Source organism: Tenacibaculum sp. MEBiC06402 (assembly GCF_049239625.1).
In the GTDB taxonomy this organism is placed as follows: Bacteria; Bacteroidota; Bacteroidia; order Flavobacteriales; family Flavobacteriaceae; genus Polaribacter.
In genome coordinates, this window is record NZ_JBMKKT010000094.1 from 162,302 (window position 1) to 184,784 (window position 22,483).

At 31.0% G+C, this 22,483-nt stretch carries 23 protein-coding genes; 9 read left to right on the top strand and 14 right to left on the bottom strand.

What is annotated here, in order from left to right:
* Window positions 1-25: 25 nt before the first annotated feature.
* The 14 genes from ACOSP6_RS07685 to pepE all read right to left on the bottom strand — a co-directional run bounded on the left by ACOSP6_RS07685 (window position 26) and on the right by pepE (window position 9,494).
* Window positions 26-1,474, bottom strand: coding sequence for a nicotinate phosphoribosyltransferase (locus ACOSP6_RS07685; RefSeq protein ID WP_422093714.1), 1,449 nt, complete (start codon window positions 1,472-1,474; stop codon window positions 26-28).
* A 77-nt stretch (window positions 1,475-1,551) separates the two neighbouring features.
* The gene (locus tag ACOSP6_RS07690) at window positions 1,552-1,983 is read right to left on the bottom strand and encodes a nucleoside 2-deoxyribosyltransferase domain-containing protein (RefSeq protein WP_422093596.1); all 432 of its coding nucleotides are present in this window, start codon (window positions 1,981-1,983) and stop codon (window positions 1,552-1,554) included.
* A gap of 1 nt (window position 1,984) precedes the next feature.
* Window positions 1,985-2,530 (bottom strand): NADAR family protein, encoded by a 546-nt coding sequence (locus tag ACOSP6_RS07695; RefSeq protein WP_422093595.1) that lies wholly within the window; start codon window positions 2,528-2,530, stop codon window positions 1,985-1,987.
* Window positions 2,531-2,594: 64 nt separating this feature from the next.
* Entirely contained in the window at window positions 2,595-3,359 is a 765-nt protein-coding gene (locus tag ACOSP6_RS07700) for a metallophosphoesterase family protein (RefSeq protein WP_422093594.1), read from the bottom strand.
* 5 nt (window positions 3,360-3,364) lie between these two features.
* Entirely contained in the window at window positions 3,365-3,958 is a 594-nt protein-coding gene (locus ACOSP6_RS07705) for a DUF4291 domain-containing protein (protein ID WP_422093593.1), read from the bottom strand.
* A 15-nt stretch (window positions 3,959-3,973) separates the two neighbouring features.
* A complete protein-coding gene (locus tag ACOSP6_RS07710; protein ID WP_422093592.1) occupies window positions 3,974-4,522 on the bottom strand; it encodes a prolyl hydroxylase family protein in 549 nt (182 codons plus the stop codon).
* 3 nt (window positions 4,523-4,525) lie between these two features.
* Entirely contained in the window at window positions 4,526-5,077 is a 552-nt protein-coding gene (locus ACOSP6_RS07715; RefSeq protein ID WP_422093591.1) for an RNA 2'-phosphotransferase, read from the bottom strand.
* Window positions 5,078-5,109: 32 nt separating this feature from the next.
* A complete protein-coding gene (locus ACOSP6_RS07720) occupies window positions 5,110-5,565 on the bottom strand; it encodes a macro domain-containing protein (RefSeq protein ID WP_422093590.1) in 456 nt (151 codons plus the stop codon).
* Window positions 5,562-6,074, bottom strand: a complete 513-nt coding sequence (locus tag ACOSP6_RS07725; protein ID WP_422093589.1) for an O-acetyl-ADP-ribose deacetylase — start codon at window positions 6,072-6,074, stop codon at window positions 5,562-5,564. The genes ACOSP6_RS07720 and ACOSP6_RS07725 overlap by 4 nt, the downstream gene beginning before the upstream one ends.
* Window positions 6,071-6,487: an ADP-ribosylation/crystallin J1 gene (locus tag ACOSP6_RS07730; RefSeq protein ID WP_422093588.1), complete on the bottom strand. Its 417-nt coding sequence runs from the start codon at window positions 6,485-6,487 to the stop codon at window positions 6,071-6,073. The genes ACOSP6_RS07725 and ACOSP6_RS07730 overlap by 4 nt, the downstream gene beginning before the upstream one ends.
* Before the next feature lie 13 nt (window positions 6,488-6,500).
* Window positions 6,501-7,136 carry a DUF4291 domain-containing protein gene (locus tag ACOSP6_RS07735; RefSeq protein ID WP_422093587.1) on the bottom strand — a complete coding sequence of 212 codons (636 nt, stop codon included), beginning with the start codon at window positions 7,134-7,136 and terminating at the stop codon, window positions 6,501-6,503.
* Window positions 7,137-7,159: 23 nt separating this feature from the next.
* Window positions 7,160-7,990, bottom strand: a complete 831-nt coding sequence (gene prs / locus ACOSP6_RS07740; protein WP_422093586.1) for a ribose-phosphate diphosphokinase — start codon at window positions 7,988-7,990, stop codon at window positions 7,160-7,162.
* Window positions 7,991-8,055: 65 nt separating this feature from the next.
* On the bottom strand, window positions 8,056-8,745 hold the full coding sequence (locus ACOSP6_RS07745) for an NUDIX hydrolase (RefSeq protein WP_422093585.1): 690 nt from the start codon (window positions 8,743-8,745) through the stop codon (window positions 8,056-8,058).
* A gap of 35 nt (window positions 8,746-8,780) precedes the next feature.
* Window positions 8,781-9,494, bottom strand: coding sequence for a dipeptidase PepE (gene pepE / locus ACOSP6_RS07750; protein ID WP_422093584.1), 714 nt, complete (start codon window positions 9,492-9,494; stop codon window positions 8,781-8,783).
* A gap of 80 nt (window positions 9,495-9,574) precedes the next feature.
* On the opposite strand from pepE, the gene ACOSP6_RS07755 reads away from it, so the two are divergent.
* The 9 genes from ACOSP6_RS07755 (at window position 9,575) to ACOSP6_RS07795 (ending at window position 22,482) form a co-directional block, all read left to right on the top strand.
* Window positions 9,575-10,948, top strand: coding sequence for a thrombospondin type 3 repeat-containing protein (locus tag ACOSP6_RS07755; protein WP_422093583.1), 1,374 nt, complete (start codon window positions 9,575-9,577; stop codon window positions 10,946-10,948).
* 112 nt (window positions 10,949-11,060) lie between these two features.
* A complete protein-coding gene (locus ACOSP6_RS07760) occupies window positions 11,061-11,834 on the top strand; it encodes a hypothetical protein (protein WP_422093582.1) in 774 nt (257 codons plus the stop codon).
* A complete protein-coding gene (locus tag ACOSP6_RS07765) occupies window positions 11,831-12,637 on the top strand; it encodes a carboxypeptidase-like regulatory domain-containing protein (protein WP_422093581.1) in 807 nt (268 codons plus the stop codon). Before ACOSP6_RS07760 ends, ACOSP6_RS07765 begins: the two co-directional genes overlap by 4 nt.
* Before the next feature lie 82 nt (window positions 12,638-12,719).
* The gene (locus ACOSP6_RS07770) at window positions 12,720-13,514 is read left to right on the top strand and encodes a hypothetical protein (protein ID WP_422093580.1); all 795 of its coding nucleotides are present in this window, start codon (window positions 12,720-12,722) and stop codon (window positions 13,512-13,514) included.
* A gap of 52 nt (window positions 13,515-13,566) precedes the next feature.
* Window positions 13,567-14,058: a DUF6702 family protein gene (locus tag ACOSP6_RS07775; protein ID WP_422093579.1), complete on the top strand. Its 492-nt coding sequence runs from the start codon at window positions 13,567-13,569 to the stop codon at window positions 14,056-14,058.
* Window positions 14,059-14,115: 57 nt separating this feature from the next.
* Entirely contained in the window at window positions 14,116-16,254 is a 2,139-nt protein-coding gene (locus tag ACOSP6_RS07780) for a M1 family metallopeptidase (RefSeq protein ID WP_422093578.1), read from the top strand.
* 152 nt (window positions 16,255-16,406) lie between these two features.
* Entirely contained in the window at window positions 16,407-18,647 is a 2,241-nt protein-coding gene (locus tag ACOSP6_RS07785) for a M1 family metallopeptidase (protein WP_422093577.1), read from the top strand.
* A gap of 456 nt (window positions 18,648-19,103) precedes the next feature.
* On the top strand, window positions 19,104-21,545 hold the full coding sequence (gene thrA, locus ACOSP6_RS07790) for a bifunctional aspartate kinase/homoserine dehydrogenase I (RefSeq protein ID WP_422093576.1): 2,442 nt from the start codon (window positions 19,104-19,106) through the stop codon (window positions 21,543-21,545).
* Window positions 21,546-21,552: 7 nt separating this feature from the next.
* Window positions 21,553-22,482, top strand: coding sequence for a homoserine kinase (locus ACOSP6_RS07795; protein WP_422093575.1), 930 nt, complete (start codon window positions 21,553-21,555; stop codon window positions 22,480-22,482).
* Window position 22,483: the final 1 nt, after the last annotated feature.

Genomic DNA, 22,483 nt, shown 5'->3' on the forward strand with positions numbered 1-22,483 from the left:
AGGGAAGCTAAATACTTCCCTTTTTCTATCTTATTCTCTTTCTAATCTCTATTAAAGAGTCATCGATTAATAATTTACCATCTCTAAATACTTCTCTTAATTCTCCTTTTTGTTCTTCTTCCCAACTCACTTCATCTTCTAATTGATATGTTCCGTTTTCTTTAATGATTTTTAGTAAACCCTTAGCAGACTTTTTAGTCCCATCATCGGTAATCGGATCTTTATAAATAGCTCTTCCTTGTCCATCAACTTCTCCATAAGTCGCTTTCATTGCAAAACCAAAAGTATCTCTTGTGTTATACTGATACGTAAAAGAACCAATTCCTAACACAACATTAGTAGAAGCGAATCCATTTTGCTTTAATCGTTCACAAATTTGTGTTGCTCTTTCTATCGTAATACTATCTCCATATATAGCTCCAATATGTGGATCTAATTCTTTGAACCCTTTCTCATTTATCGATCCACCAAAAACTTCCCAAAGTAATTGGATTACTCCTTTTTGTTCAACTTCTGTTGTACCATTTGGATTACCGCAAATAATATCTACCGGATCACCACTATCTGGCCGAATTACCACTTTCCCATCTCTTTGTAAAACTTCTTCTTTTAAATTCGGTAGATATTCTGTTAGTACTTTCCATAAATCCCAAGTATCAGAAACAATAGAAACGACTCCGTTAGGATATACCTCTGTGATTAATCGTTTAAAAGTTTCTTGTTCTCCACTATTTGTTCCCATACACATCACAGAGTGTTCCGTTGCCGCAACTGATCCGCCGATAAGCTCTTCATTTGCACTAGCATTGTAATACTCTTCTAAAAAATCTATAGCCGGAATTGTATCTGTTCCAGTAAAACTTAATAAATGACCTGAAGCTGATAAAACAGCTGCCTCTAATCCTGCCATTCCACGCATTGAAAAATCGTGTCCTTGCCAATCTACAAATTCAGGAATGCTAGATGTTTCTTCTGCATACGCATCTAATATTTTTCTGTATTGTTTGGCAATTGTAGCTGAATTACATGGCATCCAAATAGTTGTAGATAACAATGTTTCAAAATAATTCGTTAACCAGAAAAACTCTGTTAATGTATTATACATAGTAAACATTGGAACTCGAATTGGAACTGAAACTCCTTCTGGCAATGCTTTTATTACAATTGGTAAGAAACCTAAATCGTGTAAAGCTCCAATATGTTCTACTCCTACTTTATTTTCACCTAAATAGTTATTAATTCTATTAGCATATTTCTTTAGAATTTGTTCTTTAGGTTGTTGAAAAAAGTTTTGATTGAATTCTTGAATCACATATTTCTTAATGAAATATTGTAATCCGAAAAATACTACTTCATTAACTCCTTCTATTCTACTTTTTCTCGGTGTCCAGTTTGAATATACTAAGGTTGTTTTATCTGGATATTGTCTTCTGTGATCTACTTTGTAACCGTCTGTATATAATAATGGATTTATCATGTTAATTTATTTTGTGTAATTATAACGCAAATATAAAAGATAAAACGAAGCCTGCAAATTATTTTGCGTATTTATTACACATATTTAAAAATTTCCTGAAGATTATGATATATTGGTGTATTATATTTAGCACAAATCGTACTCACATAACGGTATTGGTAAAATTCCTTTGGACATACAACTATAAGTTTATTTGATTTCATGTATAACCCTAATTCCACAAGTGAAATTGGTGATTTAGCTTCTGGAAGAAAATTAAGAATGATCATATCCGATAATTCTAAAGCTTCTAATTCCCATTGGATATGCGCCACCATTTCCTGATTACCAAGTGTATCATGATCTTCTCTTGTTGGGTCAAAAAAGATGGTATTCTTAGAACTCCCACTAACTACTAAATCTCTCCAAGATGTAGATTCCTTAAAATCGATACTACCTGCTAGAAAACAAAAAGTTTCATCTTCGTTCTTTACAGGTAGTTTATCTTTTGCAGTAAATACTCTCATACTATTGCAATTGATCACGTACTTCCATCAAAGCATAACCTAATAAATTATGACCTTTCCATAAATTTGGATTCATCACATTTTCATTATCTGCTGCCAATCCAATTCCCCAGATATTATCAACAGGACTTGACTCTACGAGAATACGATCATTTGTTTGAATTAAAAATTTCCTTAATTCATTATTTTGAGAAAACTTAGCTAAATTGCCTTTAACAACAATATCGAACTTATGTTTATCCCAAGTTTTAGGATTAAAATTCAATACTTTTCGTCCCAATTTCTTCGCATCGTGTGGATGTTTGGATTCAATTATTTTCGTCAGACTTTCGTGATCATTAAATAATCGAGCCTTTTCGGCCATCATAAAATGTTCAGCTGATTTATAAATTATTCCATCTATTTCAAAATCTGATTCCCACCATTGACTAAAACAACCTTTACCTACACTTCCATCTTTATTAGGTTGATGTCCCCAAAAAAAAAGAAACTTTAAATTTTCATCGTGATTGTACTTGTCTTGTATTGTTCGATTTGAATATTTCATAATTACTTTTTCTTTCTACTTTTTAAAATCAATATGTAACTAATTCAACTAATTATTTTATGAATTAGATTTTTTTCACTTCTTCCTTATGCGGACGCTCATTCCTACCTGCTTCGTATGGATATAGTAAAAAAACTGGTTCTGTTTGAACAAACTCTTTATTTTCAATATTTAAGGCAGTTAAACTTCCTTTAAACGCAGCACCTGTATCGACATTCCAAACATTACATCCTTGCATTGGCTCTGATACCTTATAATTTGTTGTTGGTGTGTGTCCGATATAAATTTCATTAAACAGTAATAAACGTTTTGGAAATAACAAAGAATCCTTCTTTATTCGTTTATCCATAGTCAACGCCATTTCCCATAAAGTTCTGTCCCAAGTGTAATTTGATTCATATACTTCTTGATATGGACCGTGCATTGATGTAAATCCTGCATGAATGAACAATCTGTTCTCATCATCAATATGAAAAAGTTTCATTCGTTCTAAAAACTGTAAATGCTCATTTTTTTGAGTTTCAGAATATTCCTCGTAACTGATAATCGTATTTTTTCCTCCATGGAACAACCATTTATCAGGTTGAATTCCAGTTTTCAGCCAATTTTCACAGTACACATCATGATTTCCTTTTATGAAAATACATGTATGGTTTTTATCGAGTTCAATTAAATAATCTAAAACCTGAGCAGACTCACTCCAACCATCAACATAATCACCTAAGAAAATTAGCGTATCATTAGCTGTTAAATCTAATTTATCTACAAGTTGTTTCAAGGCTTTTAAACCTCCATGAATGTCTCCTATTGTGAATGTTCTTACTTTCATTTAATTTATCTTACTCCTATTCTTTTTTCTATAACTTCTGGTAAACTATATACACGTTCTTTGGGAACTAATCTTTTTGCTTCACTATACTTCCCCTGTTTACGTAACTGGTTTATTTTCTTTGTTAAAGGAGTTAAATCTATTATCTCTTCAATCCATTCGTTATTATACTCCTCAATTAAAAATCTACTTATACCAACTTGAATTGTTCGCTCTTGTAATTTACTTCCTTTAATACTTCGTTCTGGATCCCATTGAATGTGAACCTTAGCTTCTTTAAATTTTTGCTCCCACTCAAATCCGCTTTTATAAACGTGATGATCAGGGTCTGTTAAAATTCCCATTTGTAAAGCTTTTTCCCAAAAAGCACGTTTTAGTTTTATACCTAAAATATAATCTTGATTACTTTTAGTCCCCCAATTACTTCGTTCCATCAACCATAAATAAGAAGGTTTAATCCATGTCATTCTAGTAAAAGAAAAAGGAGCTTCAAATTTATTGTTTTTTATAGCTGGTAAAGCAATTAACTTATTATAAGCCTGGTATACAGTAATTGTTTTATTATCGTAATGTGCTCTAATTTCTTGATGCTTTGACATTTCTTCTTCATTTTTTTAAGTTCTTTTGTACATAATATCAGTTCTTAAAACATATTTTACACCAGAAATAATTTCTTTTCCTTCATGTCTTAATCGATGTCTAAATATTAGTGCTTTTCCTTTTTCTGGCTTTACTACAAATAAATTCCTAAACTCAGTTTCTCCTCCTTCAAAATCATCATTTAAATAAATAATAAAAGATAAAAAACTCTCTTCTTCTAAATTTCTTTTAAAACTTCCATCTATGTGCATTTTAAATCTTTGTCCTAAAGAATACTTATACACTCTAAACATTTCGTTTAATCCAATTGCTTTATAAAAACCAATCTTGCTAGGTACAAATTCCTTTATTCTATTCCATAATTCTTCTGCCAAAGATTCATCGAAGAACATGTATCTGTCGTTATTTCTAATTCCTTTAAACATAACCTGTTCTCCATCAATTGATACTTTTGCTTCTTCAAAATTTTCATTCTCGAATTTCTGAAGAAAGCTTTCACAATCGTCTTTGCTCAAAAAATCTTCTACTACAAAAATCTCTTTATGTAACTCCTTCTTTCTCATAACTTAGTTTTTAAACTGTATAAATTTACTAGGAACTTTATCTGTTAACCAAACCCCATTTTTAGATTTATAAAATTCATAACCTTCCCGAAACATCAAACCTGAGTTGATAACTAAGATTATTGGTTTTCCTCTTCTGCTTCCTACTTTAGTTGCGGTAATTAAATCCTCACTTAAATGTACATGTTGTCTGTTCATTTTTTGAAGACCACTTGTTTTTATAGATTCTAAAAACTTCTCAACAGTTCCATGATATAAATTTTCTGGTGGTTCAATGGCTTCAAGCTCTAAATTTATATTCTTAATCGAATGACCTTGATTCGCTCTAATTTTAGTTTTATCCTCATTAAAACTAAAACGTTGTTTATCATTTTCTGCTACTACTTTTTCTAATTCAGATATCGAAAAATGCATTCGTCTCTTTTTCGATTTATGAATTAATTCCTCAACATCTGTCCATCCGTTTTCATCTAAATTTAAACCAATTGTTTCTGGTTGATGACGTAACAACAGACTTAGAAATTTACTTATTCTTTTTATTTCTTTTTCGTTCATTTTTTAATTGTTTTTTTTTTTAAAGTCATAGACTATGACCTTAATATTTCTTTACTTAGATTCTTTTGTAAAATTGGCTCTACATGTTCCCACTTTCCTCCTGACAAACCACAACCTATTCTTGGCATATGAACAGATGCATTTAATTCATTTGCCTTTTTCGCCACTTTTTCCATTCCTAAATTAATAGCTTCATATCGAACTGGTGGATTTCCGAATTCATCTTTTCTTATTTTTCGTTGACCAATTAAATTTGCCACCCATAAATTGTCTTCGACTTGTACAAATTGAACTTTACCTAATTCAAAATTCTCTCCGGACTTATACCATTCTCTATACTTTTGTTCGGGTTCTGGCCAACGCTTTGAAATTGCTACAACAAATCCTTTTCCCCAACCCCCTATATCATTACAAACATGAACTATAATTTTATTCTCTTTACCTTGAGGTTGTGTTGCATCTCCTTCTATATATTTTATTTCTTTCATTCTTTTTCTAAATAATTTTTATAAATCTTATAATTCTCATCATCAAAACAGACAAAAATCACCTTTTCTAAAACTACATTCTCTTTGACCGTTTTTATGGCTATTTCAGATGCCAATTCTTTTGGAAACTTATAAATCCCAGTACTTATATTGGGAAACGCGATACTTTTAAAGTCATTACTTTTAGCAAGTTCTAAGCTATTCTTGTAACAGTTAGCCAATAATTCTTTTTCCTTTTCTAAACGTTTACCTCCATTATATACTGGTCCGACTGTATGAATCACTTTTTTTGCCGGTAAATTACCCGCTGTTGTAATAACTGCTTCTCCTGTTTTACATTTTCCTTGTCTATTTCTAATTTCCTGACAATCTTCAAGAATTTTGGATCCACCTGCTCTATGGATTGCTCCGTCTACGCCGCCTCCTCCGAGTAAACTCGCGTTAGCTGCATTGACAATTACATCAACTTCGATTTTAGTGATATCACCTTGTATTACTTCTATTTTCATTTTTTTATTCTTTCAATTTTCCCAATTAATTCTTCAATGATTTTACTATCTGAAGATTTGTATTCTTTTCCTATATATACTTTGACAACTTCTATATTTCCAACAATTGCAGAATTAAAAACATCTAAATCTTTGGATGGTACCCACAATTCATTGTGAATTTTTCCTCCTACATTTTCTATTTGATACTTATTAAATTCCTCTTCTGTAATTGAAAACTTAGTTACAAATCCTAAAAAATTACCAAAAGGATCAGTTGTATTCCATTTTTCAGCTATTTCACTAGCATATTCTTCATTTAATACAGGATAAAAAATTGGTTGTTGTTCCAAACGAGGAGGAAAACTTTTAAATCCACTTTCAGCAATTAATAACATTTCTTTCTCTCCTACTGGTCTATATAATGTTTTCATTTCTTCTTCTTAATTATTTCAACTTCAAAAAGTTATTAACTTCATCATTTGATGACAAATATGGTCTTTCCGCTGGTACGATTAGTTTATCCAAATCTTTAGCTAAAATAAATTGATGTTGCTCTCTTACAAATTCAGATATATCTTCTATTTCTAAAATATCTTCCTTTGCATACTTGATAATCTCTTCATTTCTGATTCCAATTTGAATTGCTCTTCTTTCCAATTTTCCTCCATATGGATTATGATCTGGATCCCATTGTAATCGAATAGATGAATTCTTAACATGATGTTGCCAATCATCCCAATCCTTATATAAATCCGGTTGAAAACTAGAATAAACCGCCTGACTTAAGTACCTTTCGAATGCTTCTCTTTTTAAATGGATTGCCAAAACAACTTCTTGTCCTTCTTTTGTTGCCCAACCATTTCGATACATCATCCAAAGAAAATTCGGTTTAATCCAAGTCATTCTTGTGTATTTGAAAGGTCCTCCAAAAAATTGATTTTTCATAGCAAAATTCCCAATCGCTGGTCTATAAGATTGATATACAATTACTTTTTCCTCATCATACTGCGCCATGATGTGATAGCCACTTTCTGGCCATTCTTTTAATTGTTCTGAATATTTCTTTAATTTCAATTTCATAATTCTTCTTTTTAATTTCTTTACTAATTCAATATATCATTCAACTTTATTTGATTTATTCCTTCTACATCTCTAAAACTATCCGTAGTAAAAATTTGTGTAAAATGTTCCTGTAAACTTTCGACTCCTTTGTTAAAAATTCCGTGACTTACAGCTAAATATAAATCACCAGCATTTTTCTTTTTCAATTCCTCTGCAAGTCCCATAAACGTTCCTCCACCATCACAAATATCATCCACTATTAAACAGTCTTTTCCTTGTAAACCTTCTTCATATACTTTAAAACCTTCTAACTTTCCGTTAGTAACATTCCTCTTTTTAGAACATTCAATCACAGCAATTCCCCCTAAATATTCCGATACCTTGTAAATCTTTTTCAATGCTCCTCCATCAGGAGAAATCAACAACACTTCTTTTCCTATTTTTTGAATAACCTTTTCTATAAACTTATAATTTGTAATTACTTGACAATTATCTAATACTGCTGGCGTAACTTCCGAATGTGGGTCAAAAACTATTACTTTATCCACACATAAGTCATTTAATATCTCTGCATACACTTTCACTGTTAGAGGTTCTCCTGGAATCATAACTCTATCTTGTCTTGCTCCTGGAAAGTAAGGTATGAACACATTAATAATAGAAACACCACTTCTCCTTAGAGCGTCAACAGTACAAATCAATAATCCGAAATCATTAAATGATTTGATTCTTGTTGTAACAGTTACTTCAGAAATATCTCTTACATCTGTTTTAATTTTAATGTGAGGTTCTCCTCCTGAAAAAACAAAAGATTCAAAATCAATTTGATTGGCTCCTAATGGCTGAAAAGATGTATCTAAGTTCAAAATCATTTTTGTGTTATTTTTACGCAAAACTAAAACATAAAAATAGATTAACAAAATATTTTGTGTAAAAATTACACTATCTTAATTTCAAAGTGGAATCCTTCTTTAAGTAATTGGTTGTATTTCTTATTATTAAACTTAAATAGTTTGGCAGGACGACCACTTCCCTTTTGATGAATTTTATCAGTTTCTTCAACAATTTCAAAGCTTAGGATTTTCTTACGAAAATTTCTTCGATCGATTTTATGGTCTAGTATTGTAGTATATAAATTTTCTAAATCGGAAAAAGGAAACTCTTTATTTAAAAGATCAAAACCAATCGGCTGATATTGTAGTTTAGCTTTTAATCTCTCTTTAGCAATATTTAGAATTGTTCCGTGGTCAAAAGCTAAATCAGGAAGTTCTTTCACTGGAAACCACTGCACTTCTTTTGCATCTGTAGCTGCTTTAATTTTAAAATGATTGGGTCTTACTAGTCCAAAATAGCTCACTGAAACGACTCTATTTCTTGGATCTCTTCCTGGTTTTCCGAAGGTATATAACTGCTCTAGATAATCAATTTGAACGCCTGTTTCCTCTTTCAATTCACGAGTCACAGCATTTTCTAACGATTCATTATCCATTACCAAACCACCCGGTAATGCCCAACTATCTCTAAAAGGTTCTACTCCTCTTTTTATTAATAAAACAGAAAGTTGTTTTGCGTCATAACCAAATACAACAGCATCAACAGCTACTTTAATATCTTGAATTGCAGGCATATTTTGTGTTTAGTTTACACAAAATTACAAATAATTTATGAAAATATTTCTTCAGAAATCTTAGAATCCGTTGGTAATTCAATAGCCTCTTTATCTTTTCGGAACAATCTAGCAGATAATTCTCCTTTAAGTTTTATCTCATTATTGCTTACTTCTAACCAACTTCCTTCACGTAAGCCTAAAACTGGAGTTTCATTGAAAACATGGAATTCTTTAATTCTTGTTTCTCTGGTTTCACCCATATGTTTTGAAGTTGGATCTGGATCTAAGTAATGTGCATTGATATTGAACGGTATTAATCCCATTGTGTCAAAACTAGGTGGATACACAATCGGCATATCATTCGTATTCATCATTGTCACTCCGCAGATATTACTACCTGCACTAGTTCCTAAATATGGAGTTCCTGCCTCAACAACTTTCCTCAATGAATCGATTACATCTTTTTTATACAATTGATTGACCAACTCAAATGTATTTCCTCCTCCTGTGAAAATAGCTTCCGCATTTAAAACTGCTTCCTTTGGATTATCATACTGATGAATTCCTTTAACTTCTATATCGATATTACCAAAAACTTCCTTCGCTTTTTCTGTATATATATCATAGGAAATACCGCTTGGCCTTGCATATGGAATAAATAGAATCGTATTTACATTACTAAAAAATGATTTTAATTCTGATAGAATATATTCTAGGTAACCGCTTCCGTGAACTGTTGAGGTACTGGCAATTATTATTTTTTTCAATTGTTTAATGTTTTTATACTAACAAAAGTATTAAAAACACCTATATTTGCAGGAAATTGTTATACTTAAAATTTATTACTATGAAAAAATTATTACTTTCAAAGGTTTTTTTGCTATTCGTATATTGCACCTATGCACAATCTCTACAATTTGTTGATAAAGTTTATCAAAATGATTGTATATCCTCATTAAAAATTAAAGTAGACATTTCAAGTTACTCAAGTACCAATTCCTTTAATTTAAGTATAAAAAACCATGGAATTATACCTTTGAACTTTGATGATAATGGAATTTCTATGATTAATTTGAACAATATTTCAGATAACATTGAAGTCGCTCTAGTAGAAAATAAAATTATAGTTGTTGGAATTTTTCCTACAATTGTGCCTACAATAGTCTCTAATAAAAGTGAATATAAATGTCCTAATGATTATGATTTAGACACTATTCTGAATATTAATGATAATTGTCCTTTTAAACCAAATTCCAATCAAGCTGATACTGATGGAGATGGAATAGGTGATGTGTGTGACTCTATTAACAATATTGATTTCGACAATGATCAAATTCTAAACTCAGATGACAATTGCCCAAATGTTTCAAATCCAAATCAAAGTGATGTTGATGGAGATGGTATTGGTGATGTTTGTGATAACAAGGACAATAGAGATAATGATAATGATGGAATAGAAAACTGGGAAGATAATTGTCCTGAAGATTTCGGACCAATATCAAATTTCGGTTGCCCTCTTGAGGATACAGATGGTGATGGCATATATGACAATGTTGATAATTGTCCGAATAGTTTTGGGCTAGAAGAACTTAATGGTTGTCCTATTTCAGTTGGACCTGATTTTGAGTTTACTGTTATTTACGATATTCACAGTACTGTTGACATAAATATAGATGGTTATGTAAATATTCCTGTTTTTTATGTTGGTGATAATTTGAGCATGAAAGCTACTGTAAGCAATACAGACAGTACATATAGTGATTGGACCTTTACATCTGAGAAATATACAGAAGTCCAGATTTGGATAAGTCGTAATGAGGAATTTGATCCTAATAATGCAACTATGGTATATGACATTTATTATGACCTTACCCAGCCAAATTCAAATTATACAATGGACACTTACTATAATTTCCCAATAGAATCAGATTTATTTCCAGAATCTGGTGTTTATTTTGTTCATTATGTTATTGATATTGAGAATAAGATTAATGAAACAGATGAGGATAATAATATGCATACAGAAGTCATCTACCACGATAAAGAAGGGAAAAAACCTATAAAAGACTCTCCACTTATTATCTTAAATTTTCGAACGGGAGAAGTTGTCAATTCTTCAAATGATGGAATCAATGAAAAAGAGCAAATAAATAAGTTAGAAAAAGGACTATATATCCTTAGATATAAAAATGGAAAATCAAGAAAAATATTAAAACAATAGTTTTTTAAAAAAGCTCACTTAGAAAGTGAGCTTTTTTATTTAACATATATTTAAAAAGCCATTAAAACTTTTTAAGAATTAGACTTCCTTTATTTGTATATCAACTAAATATATGCGAAAACTACTACTTAATATTTTACTTTTTTCTTCTTTTCTAATACATGCTCAAAGAATAGAAATCACAGGTGTACTGACCGATAAACTGGGTAAAGTAGTGGATGCACATATTGTAAACACAACTACTAATAATGGAACTTTTTCATTGCTAAATGGAGAATTTAAGATTAAGGTTCAAACTGATGATATTTTAGAAATTAGTTCTGTTCAACATCACAACATAAAGATAACGATTACCAATACTGAAATAAATACCGGTAAGCTTAAAGTTTTTCTTTACACTAAAGACTATTTGTTAGACGAAGTAGAAGTAAAAAAAACAGACTTAACCGGCCGTTTATTAACCGACTCTAAATCGATTGGTAAAAGTGAGAGACAAGAAGTAATGGAGAATCTTGGATTTAATCCTTTCCCTAAAAAATTATCTAAAATAGACCGTGAAATAAAAACTGCGTATGCAGGTGGAGTTCAAATTGGTTTAGGAGCCATGGTTTCCTTAGACTACATTATTAACTCAATGTCGGGGAGAATTGATATGCTTGAGAAACAAAAAAAATTGCTTGAAAATGAAAAAAAACTGAAGTATATCGAATTGACCTATAAACACTTTATCACCAAATCATTAAATATTGATTCTTCTAATGTTTCGCGATTCATTTACTTTTCTCACTTCGATAAAAAGTTCAATGAATCTTTTAATGGTGAAGATATAAAAATTATCTCCTTCTTAAAAGAACAAGCTGTATTGTTTAAAAAGGATTCATTGTGAAAAAGAACATTTTATTATTCATTTTACTCTTTATTTTAAAGTTTAACTACTTATTGGGGCAAGAAGTGATGATTTATGGAAAGATTGAAGATCAAACTGGTTCTATTGAAAATGCTAATATTTTAAACAAAGAGACCAATGAAGGAGCATTTTCTGATGAAAACGGAATGTTCTCTATCAAAGCTTCGTTTGGACAAAAACTAGAAATAAGCAGCGTACAACATCACACCAAAATCATACGAATTACTAAGGATATACTATTATCAAAAATAGTTACAATACAACTCCGTTTGAAAGATAATCTATTAGAAGAAGTCACTGTATCAAACAAAAAATTATTTGGCACTTACAAGAGAAAAACTAAACAAACGACTCGTGACATTGCTGTGGTAAAATCTCGAAATGCTTTAGACTTTTCTGATGTCAAAATTGAACCTAATAAAAACTACAATAAATCTACTACTTTAAATAGAGAACTTAATAATATAATTGACCCTACACAACGATTCGACGGAGCAAGTTTAGGAGGTACTTTCATACCTTTTAAAAGTTTATTGAAAAAGAGAAAGGAAAGAAAATACTACGAATTTAAACGTAAGTTTCCTGAATTAATCTTAAAAGAGTTCGGAGAGAATTACTTTTTTAATGAACTTAAAATTCCAAAAACTAAATTTTATCATTTTTTAGAATATTGTAATCCGTTAGGTATTGAAAAACTTTTTAAAGATGGCAAAAAATTAGAGGTATTAGAAATTTTAAATTCAGAAGCTAAATCGTATTTGTTAAATAGTAATCATAAATAATTTTAATGAAATTGTAGTTAAAAAAAGTGATAATTTTCGTATTTTAAGAGTGACTAATATGTTCACTTTTTTATCCGTACTTATGAAAAAAATCACATTACTTATTTTACTAATATCAACGGGGATTTTTGCTCAAAGATCATCAATAACCGGAGTAATTTCCGACAACATAGGAATTGTAGCAAATGCCCATGTTATCAATACAACTTCAATGGAAGGAACTTTTTCCAATAAAAAAGGTTACTTCCTAATAGATGCAAAAGTTGGAGACATTCTACAAATAACTTCTATTCAGCACTACAAGAAAAATATAAAAGTTTCCTCTATTTCCATGCAAAGAAAACAGATTAATATTCTACTTGATATTCAGGAGCAAGTTCTAGAAGAGATCGAAGTTAAAAAAACAGAACTGTTGCAATCACTAACTTCAGATGTTAAAAAAACACCTGCAAATGAAAGTGAAGAGAAGTCAAAAACCGCTACAAAGTTTAAAGGAACTCAGGCTTCTGATAATCCTCTTTTAGCTCAAACCAAAGAAAAAAGTATTGCGGAAAGAAATACGGATCCTACACTAGCCTTTGAAGGACTCACATTGGTTCAATTTTCATTGTTTACTTCAAAGGAAGAAAAACTATTAGAACAAAAAATTAAAAGACAAGTCTTTAGAGACCATCTACCAGATCGAATAATTAAAATAGTTGGTAAACAAAACTTTGTTGAAACAATGAAAATCCCAGAAGAACAAGTACTCAACTTCGTTAATTACAGCATTGATAATGAAATTGAGAATAACGTTCAGAGAGAAGAACATTTAAAGGTTATTCAAAACTTAAAAGAAAAAAGTGTTAATTATTTGAAAGAAATGAAAGGATATTAAATCTTGTTATAAAAAATGAGTACTTTGGCTTAGCTTTTGTTTTTTACAAGTCATGAAGAAATTATTAATTCTATTTATCGGGATTTCATTTTTATCTTTTACAGATCATAAATATTATTTAGCGCTAACAGAAATTGAGCATAATACAAAGAGTAATTCAATTCAAATGATTATGAACGTATTTATGGATGATATTGAGCTGGCTATTGAGAAAGACCAAGGAACAAATCTTAAACTCACAACTAAAGACGAACCTAAAAATGTAGATGATTATTTCTTCAATTACTTAAAAGATAATTTTAAAATAAAAGTAAATAACACAATTACTACTTATAATTTTATTGGAAAAGAATATGAAGACAACATTATTTATTTTTATTTAGAAATTGATAATGTAAACGATGTAAATTCAATAGAAATTGAAAATAATGTGCTTACTGCACATTTTCCCGACCAGCAAAATTTAATAAAGGCTAAAATAAACGACACTAAAAAAAGTTTATTCTTAACTAAAGAAAATAATAAAGGTTTGTTAAATTATTAACAAAATCAGTTTCTTTACTTTATTTTTATCAACTAAATCACGTAATAACTACTAATAATGAAAAGAACTCTTTACTCATTTCTTTTGATTTGTTTCGTTTCGACTTTATCAATTAACGGACAAAATCGTGAAAGAAAAACTCAAAAGGGACATACTAACGAAAATAAATTCAAACAACTAGAGGACCTTTTACCTACCCCGAATGATAAACATACAGCTTCTGGAGCTCCTGGTGTTAAATACACTCAGCAGAAAGTTGATTATAAAATGGATATCGTTTTAGACGATGAAAAACAAAGAATTACAGGTAGTGAGAATATTGTATATCATAATAACTCAGAAGATGAACTTCCATATTTATGGGTTCAGTTAGATCAGAATATGCGTGCAGCTGATTCTAAAACTCCAGATATTATGACTTCTAAAGTTCCATCGAAAATTAACAAACAGCGTTTCGAACGTTATTTTCCTAAAAAACCTTTTGATGGAGGTTTTAAAATTATGGAAGTTACCAACACTGATGGTAGTAAACTTGACTATATTATTAACCAAACAATGATGCGCATTGATTTACCTAAAGCAATTCCATCTGGAGGAACCTTCTCTTTTAATATTAAATGGTGGTATAATATCAACAACCATAGAACACAAGGAGGTCGTTCAGGATACGAACATTTCCCTGAGGATAACAATAACAATTATGTAATCGCTCAATTTTACCCAAGATTATGTGTCTATGATAATGTAGAAGGTTGGCAAAATGACCAGTTCTGGGGTCGTAGTGAATTCGCATTAGAATTTGGTGATTTTGATGTAAATATCACTACTCCAGATGATCATATTTTGGGTGCAACCGGAGTTTTATTAAATCCAAATGAAGTTTTATCTAAAAAACAACGTGAGCGTTTTGCTAAAGCAGAAAAAACTTTTGATAAACCAGTTTTAATAGTTTCGCAAGAAGAAGCTACAAAAAAAGAAAAAACAAAATCTAAAAAAACTAAGACTTGGAAGTTTGCAGCAAAGAATGTAAGAGATTATGCGTTTGCAACGTCTAGAAAATTTATTTGGGACGCTATGGCAGTTGATATCAACGGAAAAACTGTAATGGCGCATTCCTTATATTCAAAAGAGGCTAATCCTTTATATGGAGATCATTCTACTAGAGCCGTTGCTCAAACATTAAAGACATATTCTAGATACACTTTTGATTATCCATATCATAAAGCAATTTCTGTTGATGGACAAATGGGAATGGAATATCCTCAAATATGTTTCAACCCAGGAAGACCGAATCCTGATGGAACTTATTCTGATAGAACTAAATACAGAATGATTAAAGTTACTGTTCATGAAGTAGGACATAACTTCTTCCCAATGATTGTAAACTCTGATGAACGCAAATGGACTTGGATGGATGAAGGTCTAAACTCATTTGTTGAGATGATGGCTGAATTAGATTATGATCCAAACTTTCCAATTGTACGAGGATTACCAAAAAACATTATAAAATACATGGATGGAGACCAATCTACTATAGCGCCGATTATGTCTAAAGGAGATAATGTCTATAGTTTTGGGAACAATGCATACGGAAAACCAGCTACAGCATTATATATTTTACGCAATACAGTTATGGGGCCAGAATTATTTGACTATGCATTTAAAACCTATTCTAAAAGATGGAAATTTAAACATCCTACTCCGGCTGATTTCTTTAGAACAATGGAAGACGCTTCTGCCATGGATTTAGATTGGTTTTGGAGAGGTTGGTTTTACACTACTGATGTAACAGATATCGGTATTAAAGGAGTTAAAAAATTCTACACAAAAGAGGACAATCAAGGAAATGTAGAGTTTATTGAAGATCAAACTAAAGGATTAGGTTTTGGAAAGAAAAAGAATCCTAATTCTAAATATCATTACGAAATTACCTACAACAAACCTGGAGGTTTGGTAATGCCTATTATTGTTGAATTCACTTATGCAGACGGAACCAAAGAACGAAAAAAATATCCTGCTCAAATTTGGAGATTAAATGATAACCAAATCACTAAAGTCTTCTCCTCTGATAAAGAAATAAAAAATATTGAACTTGATCCTGATTTGGAAACTGCAGATGTTGATACCACAAACAACAACTGGCCAAAGAAAAAGGAAACCAAATTCGAAAAATTCAAGAATAAAATTAAAGGATAATTTATTATTAGTTTATAATAAAAAGCGATGACTCCATTTTAGTCATCGCTTTTTTTATAAAGGTTTGTTAAAAGTTTTAACATAATCGTAGAAAAACTAAATTAATTAGTACTTTTCAAAAATCATTTTTTAAAACCAACTTATAATTTATAATGAAAAAGCTATTTTATGTACTCTTATCAGTTTTTTTAATCTCTGGAGCAACATTTGCTCAGGAAGCTGATAAAAAGAAAGAACCACAAAAAGGGCATGTTGATGAGAATAAATTCCGTCAGCTAAAAGATGTGTTAGCAACACCAAATGATCAACGAACTGCATCAGGTGCTCCTGGACATCAATACACGCAACAAAAAGTAGATTATGTAATGAATTTACGTATCGATGAAGCAAATGATAAGCTTTATGGAGATGAAACTATTACATATTATAATAATTCAAAAGACAATCTAGAGTATTTATGGTTACAATTAGACCAAAATATGCGTGCTCCAGATTCTCAAACGCCATTAGCGCAATCAAAAGGAGCTTCAGGTTTTCAAAAACCTGAGCAATTTGTTGATGATAATATGGGAAAAAAGAAAGATTTTGGTTTTAAAATTGAAGCGGTAAAATACGAAGATGGTAGAGATTTATCTCATACTATTAATCGTACCATGATGCGAATTAATTTACCGAAACCATTAGCTCCGGGCAATACATTTACTTTTAAGATTAAGTGGAATTACTTAATTAACAACTCGGTTACTGACGGAGGTCGTTCTGGTTTTGAGTTATTTAAAGATGGTAATAAAGCTTATACTATTGCACAGTTTTTCCCAAGATTATGTGTTTATAACAATGTAGAAGGATGGCAAAATATGCAATTCTGGGGACGTAGTGAATTCGCTTTAGAATTTGGTGATTACGATGTAAAAATTACAGTTCCAGCAGATCATATTTTAGATGCCACTGGTGAATTGCAAAATCCTAAAGATGTTCTTACAAAAGAACAACGCAATAGAATGGATAAAGCCAGAAAGTCATATAAAGATCCAGTATTTATTGTAACCCAAAAAGAAGCTGAAGAAAACGAAAAAGAAGGAACAAAGAAAACTAAAACTTGGCATTTTAAAGCGAAAAACGTAAGAGATTACGCTTTTGCTTCTTCTCGAAAATATATTTGGGACGCCATGGCAGTAAATGTAAACGGTAAAGATGTTATGGCTGTTTCATTATACCCAAAAGAAGGAAACCCATTATGGGAAGAACATTCAACAAGAGTTGTAGCGAACACTTTGGAAGAATACTCTAAATTAACGTTTGACTACCCTTATCCTAAAGCTATTTCTGTTCACGCTGATAGACAAGGAATGGAATATCCAATGATTTGTTTTAACTATGGTAGACCGAACCCTGATGGAACTTATTCAGAGAGAACTAAAAACGGAATGATTGGAGTAATTACTCATGAAGTAGGACACAACTTCTTCCCAATGATTGTAAATTCTGATGAACGTCAATGGACTTGGATGGATGAGGGATTAAACTCTTTCGTGCAAATGCTAGCTGAGTTAGATTACGATCCTAATTTCCCAATTAGATCAACTCCTAAAAGAATTGTTCGTTATATGAGCTTTGACCAAAATAACCTATCTCCAATTATGTCACAGGGAGATTATGTTAAAAACTTTGGTCCAAATGCATATACAAAACCAGCTGCTGGATTATACATGCTTAGAAAAACAATTATGGGTCCAGAATTGTTTGACTTTGCGTTCAGAACATATTCACAACGTTGGATGTTTAAGCACCCTACTCCAGCTGACTTTTTCAGAACAATGGAAGATGCTTCAGGTATGGATTTAGATTGGTTCTGGAGGGGTTGGTTCTATACAACAGATTACTGTGATATAGGAATTAAGGAAGTAAAACCATTATACCTTACTGATAAGAAAAGTGAACGCATTAAAAACGCAATAAAAACAAACCCAAGAGCGAAAGCATACTTCGAAGCAAATACTGATATGTTATTCTTAACAACTAATAAGGAAGATGCTAATTCTAAAAATTTAGATGATTATATCAATGGATTACCTAACGATAAAAAATCAGATTTAAAAGATGTTCCTAGATACATGTATCAAGTTGAATTTGAAAAACCTGGTGGTTTAGTGATGCCAATTATCGTTGAATTAACATATGCTGACGGAACTAAAAAACGTGAAGTTTTCCCCGCTCAAATTTGGAATAAAAATGATAATCAAGTATTTAGAGTTTTCTCTTCAACTAAAGAGATTAAAAGTATTGTAGTTGATCCTGATCAAGAAACAGCTGATATTGACACATCTAATAATGCCTGGCCAAAGAAAACTGATAATAAATTTGATAACTTTAAGAATAAGATGAAAAACTAAATTTTCATTTAACAAGTATTAAAGACGCAACGGTAAGTTGCGTCTTTATTTTATTTTTTAATATTCTTTTTTTACTACAACGATATTTTTATCAATTTAATAATTTACATAATACTTTATAAGTCATTAATTTATATTTACAATTAATAAATACTCTATTTTAGGAATAATGAAATAAATTACACTCTTTTTTAACTCCTCTCCCCTTGCCTAAGCTTAAAAGATTTGTTTATATCAAAATTAATACTACTTTTAACACGATGAAAGTAAGCAATTCAAATATTTTTAAGATCGACGTAACTTCTACGTCTGTATTTGCTTACACAACGATCTCTACAATTATTACAACCCTTTAGGGGGTTTTTATTTACATATAATTCTTCGGTATATTTTGTTTTCTGTAAAAACAGATAAACAATAAAATTCAAACATTTTTTTCATCATAATTAATTCAAAATGAAAGTCCTAAAATTCGGAGGTTCATCAGTTCGAGATCATCACAACATTCAAAAAGTAATAGAAATTATTTCAGCCAAGTCAAAAGAAGATAAAATCGCAGTTGTAGTTTCTGCTTTTGGAAAAACAACAGATAAATTATTAAAAAGTGCTGAACTAGCTAAGCAGAAAGATGAAAGCTATTTATCGCTGATAAACGAAGTCGAAAAACATCACTTTGAAACAATAGAAAACCTTCCTTTAAACAACTCTTCCGATATAATTGAAAAGGTAAACCAACAGTTCAACCAATTAAAAACCTTGTACAAAGGTTGTTACTTATTAGAAGAGCTTAGTCCAAAAGCCAAAGCTATAATAAGCAGTTTTGGTGAGCGCTTATCTTCGTATATCATATCCGAAGCTGCTAAAACAACCTTAAATGCTACTTTTAAAAACAGTCAAGATTTAATAGTGACAGATGACAATTTTCTAAAAGCTCAAGTAGATTTTGAAACTACATTTAGTAATTGTTCTTCATATTTTAGTAATAACTCTAATCAAGTTGTAATTCTACCAGGCTTTATTGCTAGATGTTATAACGGACAAACAACAACTTTAGGTCGAGGAGGATCAGATTATACAGCTTCCATTTATGCTGCTGCTATTCATGCTGAAGAATTACAAATTTGGACTGATGTTAGCGGAATGTACACGGCAAATCCTGCAATTGTAAGACAAGCCAAACCAATACAGATAATCTCTTATGAAGAAGCAATGGAGATGTCTCATTTTGGTGCAAAAGTTATTTATCCTCCTACAATTCAACCGGTGCGTGAAATGAAAATTCCTGTTAGAATAAAAAACACCTTTCATCCGGAACAAGAAGGTACTTTAATCACTGCGAACTCAGATAAATCTTCTCCTGTAAAAGGAATTACCTATGTTGAAAAAGTTTCTTTGCTTACTATAGAGGGAAGTGGAATGGTCGGAATGTCTGGTGTTTCAAAGCGATTATTTGAAGCCTTGTCTGACAGCAATATAAATGTAATACTAATTACTCAAGCTTCTTCCGAACACACAATTTGTGTAGGCGCTCTTGAAGATGATGCAGAAAAAGCCGTGAAGAGTATCTCCAAAAAATTCAACGATGAAATTGATCAACATAGAATCGATCCAGTTATTCTTGAGAATGACTTAAGCATTATTGCAATAGTTGGTGACAATATGAAAAACCATCAAGGCTTAAGTGGTAAAATGTTCAGTTCTTTAGGAAAAAATAATGTTAATATTAGAGCAATCGCTCAAGGTGCTTCTGAAAAAAACATATCTGCTGTTATTAAAAGAAATGATGCTAAGAAAGCTTTGAATACGCTTCATGAGCAATTCTTTGGAGATAATATTAAACAATTAAACCTGTTTGTAACTGGTGTTGGAAATGTAGGAAACCGTTTTTTAGCGCAATTACAGCAACAACAAGATTATTTGCAATCTAACTTAAAAATAAATATTCGAGTCATTGGACTATCTAATTCTACCAAAATGTACTTTGATGAGAATGGAATCGATTTAAGTGATTGGAAGAATTTATTGATAAACAAAGGAGAAAAAACCAGTCTAGATAGCTTCTTAGAGCGTTCAAAAAAATACAATATGCGTAATAGTGTTTTTGTTGATAATACAGCTAACGAAGAAGTCTCTAAAATGTATCAACATTATTTACAAAGTAATATTGCCGTTGTAACTTGTAATAAGATAGCTTGTGCTTCTGAATTAAATAACTATAAAACTTTAAAAAAGATTTCTAGTAAATTCAATGCACCATTTTTATTTGAAACAAATGTTGGTGCAGGTTTACCAATTATCGATACGCTTAAAAACTTAATCGCTTCTGGTGATCAAGTTCATAAAATACAAGCAGTTTTATCAGGAAGTCTAAACTTTGTTTTTAACAATTTTAATAGTGATGTTACTTTTCATGATATTGTTAAACAAGCTCAAGAAGAGGGATATACTGAACCAGATCCAAAAATTGACTTAAGTGGTGTTGATGTTGCTCGTAAGATTTTAATTCTCGCAAGAGAAAGCGGATATGAATTGGAACTTAGTGATATTGAAAATAACTCGTTTTTACCGAAAGAGAGTTTAAATACTTCTAACAATGATGATTTCTATGCTAGCTTGACTAAGTTTGAATCTCATTTTCAAGAAATCTATAAAAAGGCTAACTCAGAAAACTGTAAACTTAAATATGTTGCTGAATTCGAAAATGGAAAAGCCAAAGTTGGGTTACAGCATGTTCCATCAAATCATCCTTTCTACAATTTAGAAGGTAGTGACAATATCGTACTGTTTTTTACAGATCGTTATCCTATTCAACCTTTACAGATTAAAGGAGCTGGAGCTGGAGCAGATGTAACAGCTTCTGGTATTTTTGCTGATGTAATTAGAGTTGCAAATAATTAAATTAGAAATGAATCAAATAAAAATATTTTCGCCTGCTACTGTAGCTAATGTTTCTTGTGGATTTGATTGCTTGGGTTTTGCTGTAAACGATTTAGGTGATACAATGACTTTTACAAAAACTTCATCAAAAGAAGTTAAAATCGTAAATATAAAAGGTGCAAATCTACCTTATGATACAGATAAAAACGTGGCAAGTGCAGTTGCTATAAAGATGTTGAAAAAACATCCCGCTGACTTTGGAATCGATATTTCTATTGAAAAAGGATATTCACCAGGAAGTGGTTTAGGTAGTAGTGCCGCAAGTGCTGCTGGTGCTGCTTTTGCGGTGAACAAACTTTTAAATGAACCTTTCACCAATTTAGAGCTTACAAAATTCGCAATGTATGGTGAAAAAGTTGCCTGTGGCTCCGAAATTGCAGATAATGTAGCTGCTGCAATTTATGGAGGTTTTATTTTAGTTCAACAATATGAACCTCTTTCTATTGTAAAAATTCCAGTTCCGAAAGAACTAATATTAGTAGCAATTCATCCTCAAGTTAAAGTGAGAACTAAAGATGCTCGGAATGTATTACCGGAAATGATTCCCTTAGGAGATGCAGTTACTCAATGGGCTAATGTTGGTGGTTTAATTAGCGGACTATATTCTGGAGATTATGATATCATCGCAAATTCTTTAAAAGACATCGTTGTTGAACCTGCAAGAAAACATTTAATTCCACATTTTGATTTAGTGAAAAAGGCTGCAATACACGCCGGAGCTTTAAGTGCCGGAATTTCGGGATCGGGACCGACAATTTTTGCGCTTTGTAAAGGTGAAGAAAATGCAAAAAATGTATATAAAGCTATAGAAGATAGCTACAGCGACAAGAATATAGATTTTACGATGGTATATTCAAAAATAAATACAGAAGGAGTTAAAATCTTAGAACAAAATTAAT

Excerpts from the sequence above, each read along its gene's own strand:
- ACOSP6_RS07690 (WP_422093596.1), bottom strand. The coding sequence starts at position 1,983 with ATGAGAGTATTTACTGCAAAAGATAAACTACCTGTAAAGAACGAAGAT.
- ACOSP6_RS07695 (WP_422093595.1), bottom strand. The coding sequence starts at position 2,530 with ATGAAATATTCAAATCGAACAATACAAGACAAGTACAATCACGATGAA.
- ACOSP6_RS07700 (WP_422093594.1), bottom strand. The coding sequence starts at position 3,359 with ATGAAAGTAAGAACATTCACAATAGGAGACATTCATGGAGGTTTAAAA.
- ACOSP6_RS07705 (WP_422093593.1), bottom strand. The coding sequence starts at position 3,958 with ATGTCAAAGCATCAAGAAATTAGAGCACATTACGATAATAAAACAATT.
- ACOSP6_RS07710 (WP_422093592.1), bottom strand. The coding sequence starts at position 4,522 with ATGAGAAAGAAGGAGTTACATAAAGAGATTTTTGTAGTAGAAGATTTT.
- ACOSP6_RS07715 (WP_422093591.1), bottom strand. The coding sequence starts at position 5,077 with ATGAACGAAAAAGAAATAAAAAGAATAAGTAAATTTCTAAGTCTGTTG.
- ACOSP6_RS07720 (WP_422093590.1), bottom strand. The coding sequence starts at position 5,565 with ATGAAAGAAATAAAATATATAGAAGGAGATGCAACACAACCTCAAGGT.
- ACOSP6_RS07725 (WP_422093589.1), bottom strand. The coding sequence starts at position 6,074 with ATGAAAATAGAAGTAATACAAGGTGATATCACTAAAATCGAAGTTGAT.
- ACOSP6_RS07730 (WP_422093588.1), bottom strand. The coding sequence starts at position 6,487 with ATGAAAACATTATATAGACCAGTAGGAGAGAAAGAAATGTTATTAATT.
- ACOSP6_RS07735 (WP_422093587.1), bottom strand. The coding sequence starts at position 7,136 with ATGAAATTGAAATTAAAGAAATATTCAGAACAATTAAAAGAATGGCCA.
- prs (WP_422093586.1), bottom strand. The coding sequence starts at position 7,990 with ATGATTTTGAACTTAGATACATCTTTTCAGCCATTAGGAGCCAATCAA.
- ACOSP6_RS07745 (WP_422093585.1), bottom strand. The coding sequence starts at position 8,745 with ATGCCTGCAATTCAAGATATTAAAGTAGCTGTTGATGCTGTTGTATTT.
- ACOSP6_RS07755 (WP_422093583.1), top strand. The coding sequence starts at position 9,575 with ATGAAAAAATTATTACTTTCAAAGGTTTTTTTGCTATTCGTATATTGC.
- ACOSP6_RS07760 (WP_422093582.1), top strand. The coding sequence starts at position 11,061 with ATGCGAAAACTACTACTTAATATTTTACTTTTTTCTTCTTTTCTAATA.
- ACOSP6_RS07770 (WP_422093580.1), top strand. The coding sequence starts at position 12,720 with ATGAAAAAAATCACATTACTTATTTTACTAATATCAACGGGGATTTTT.
- ACOSP6_RS07775 (WP_422093579.1), top strand. The coding sequence starts at position 13,567 with ATGAAGAAATTATTAATTCTATTTATCGGGATTTCATTTTTATCTTTT.
- ACOSP6_RS07780 (WP_422093578.1), top strand. The coding sequence starts at position 14,116 with ATGAAAAGAACTCTTTACTCATTTCTTTTGATTTGTTTCGTTTCGACT.
- ACOSP6_RS07785 (WP_422093577.1), top strand. The coding sequence starts at position 16,407 with ATGAAAAAGCTATTTTATGTACTCTTATCAGTTTTTTTAATCTCTGGA.
- thrA (WP_422093576.1), top strand. The coding sequence starts at position 19,104 with ATGAAAGTCCTAAAATTCGGAGGTTCATCAGTTCGAGATCATCACAAC.
- ACOSP6_RS07795 (WP_422093575.1), top strand. The coding sequence starts at position 21,553 with ATGAATCAAATAAAAATATTTTCGCCTGCTACTGTAGCTAATGTTTCT.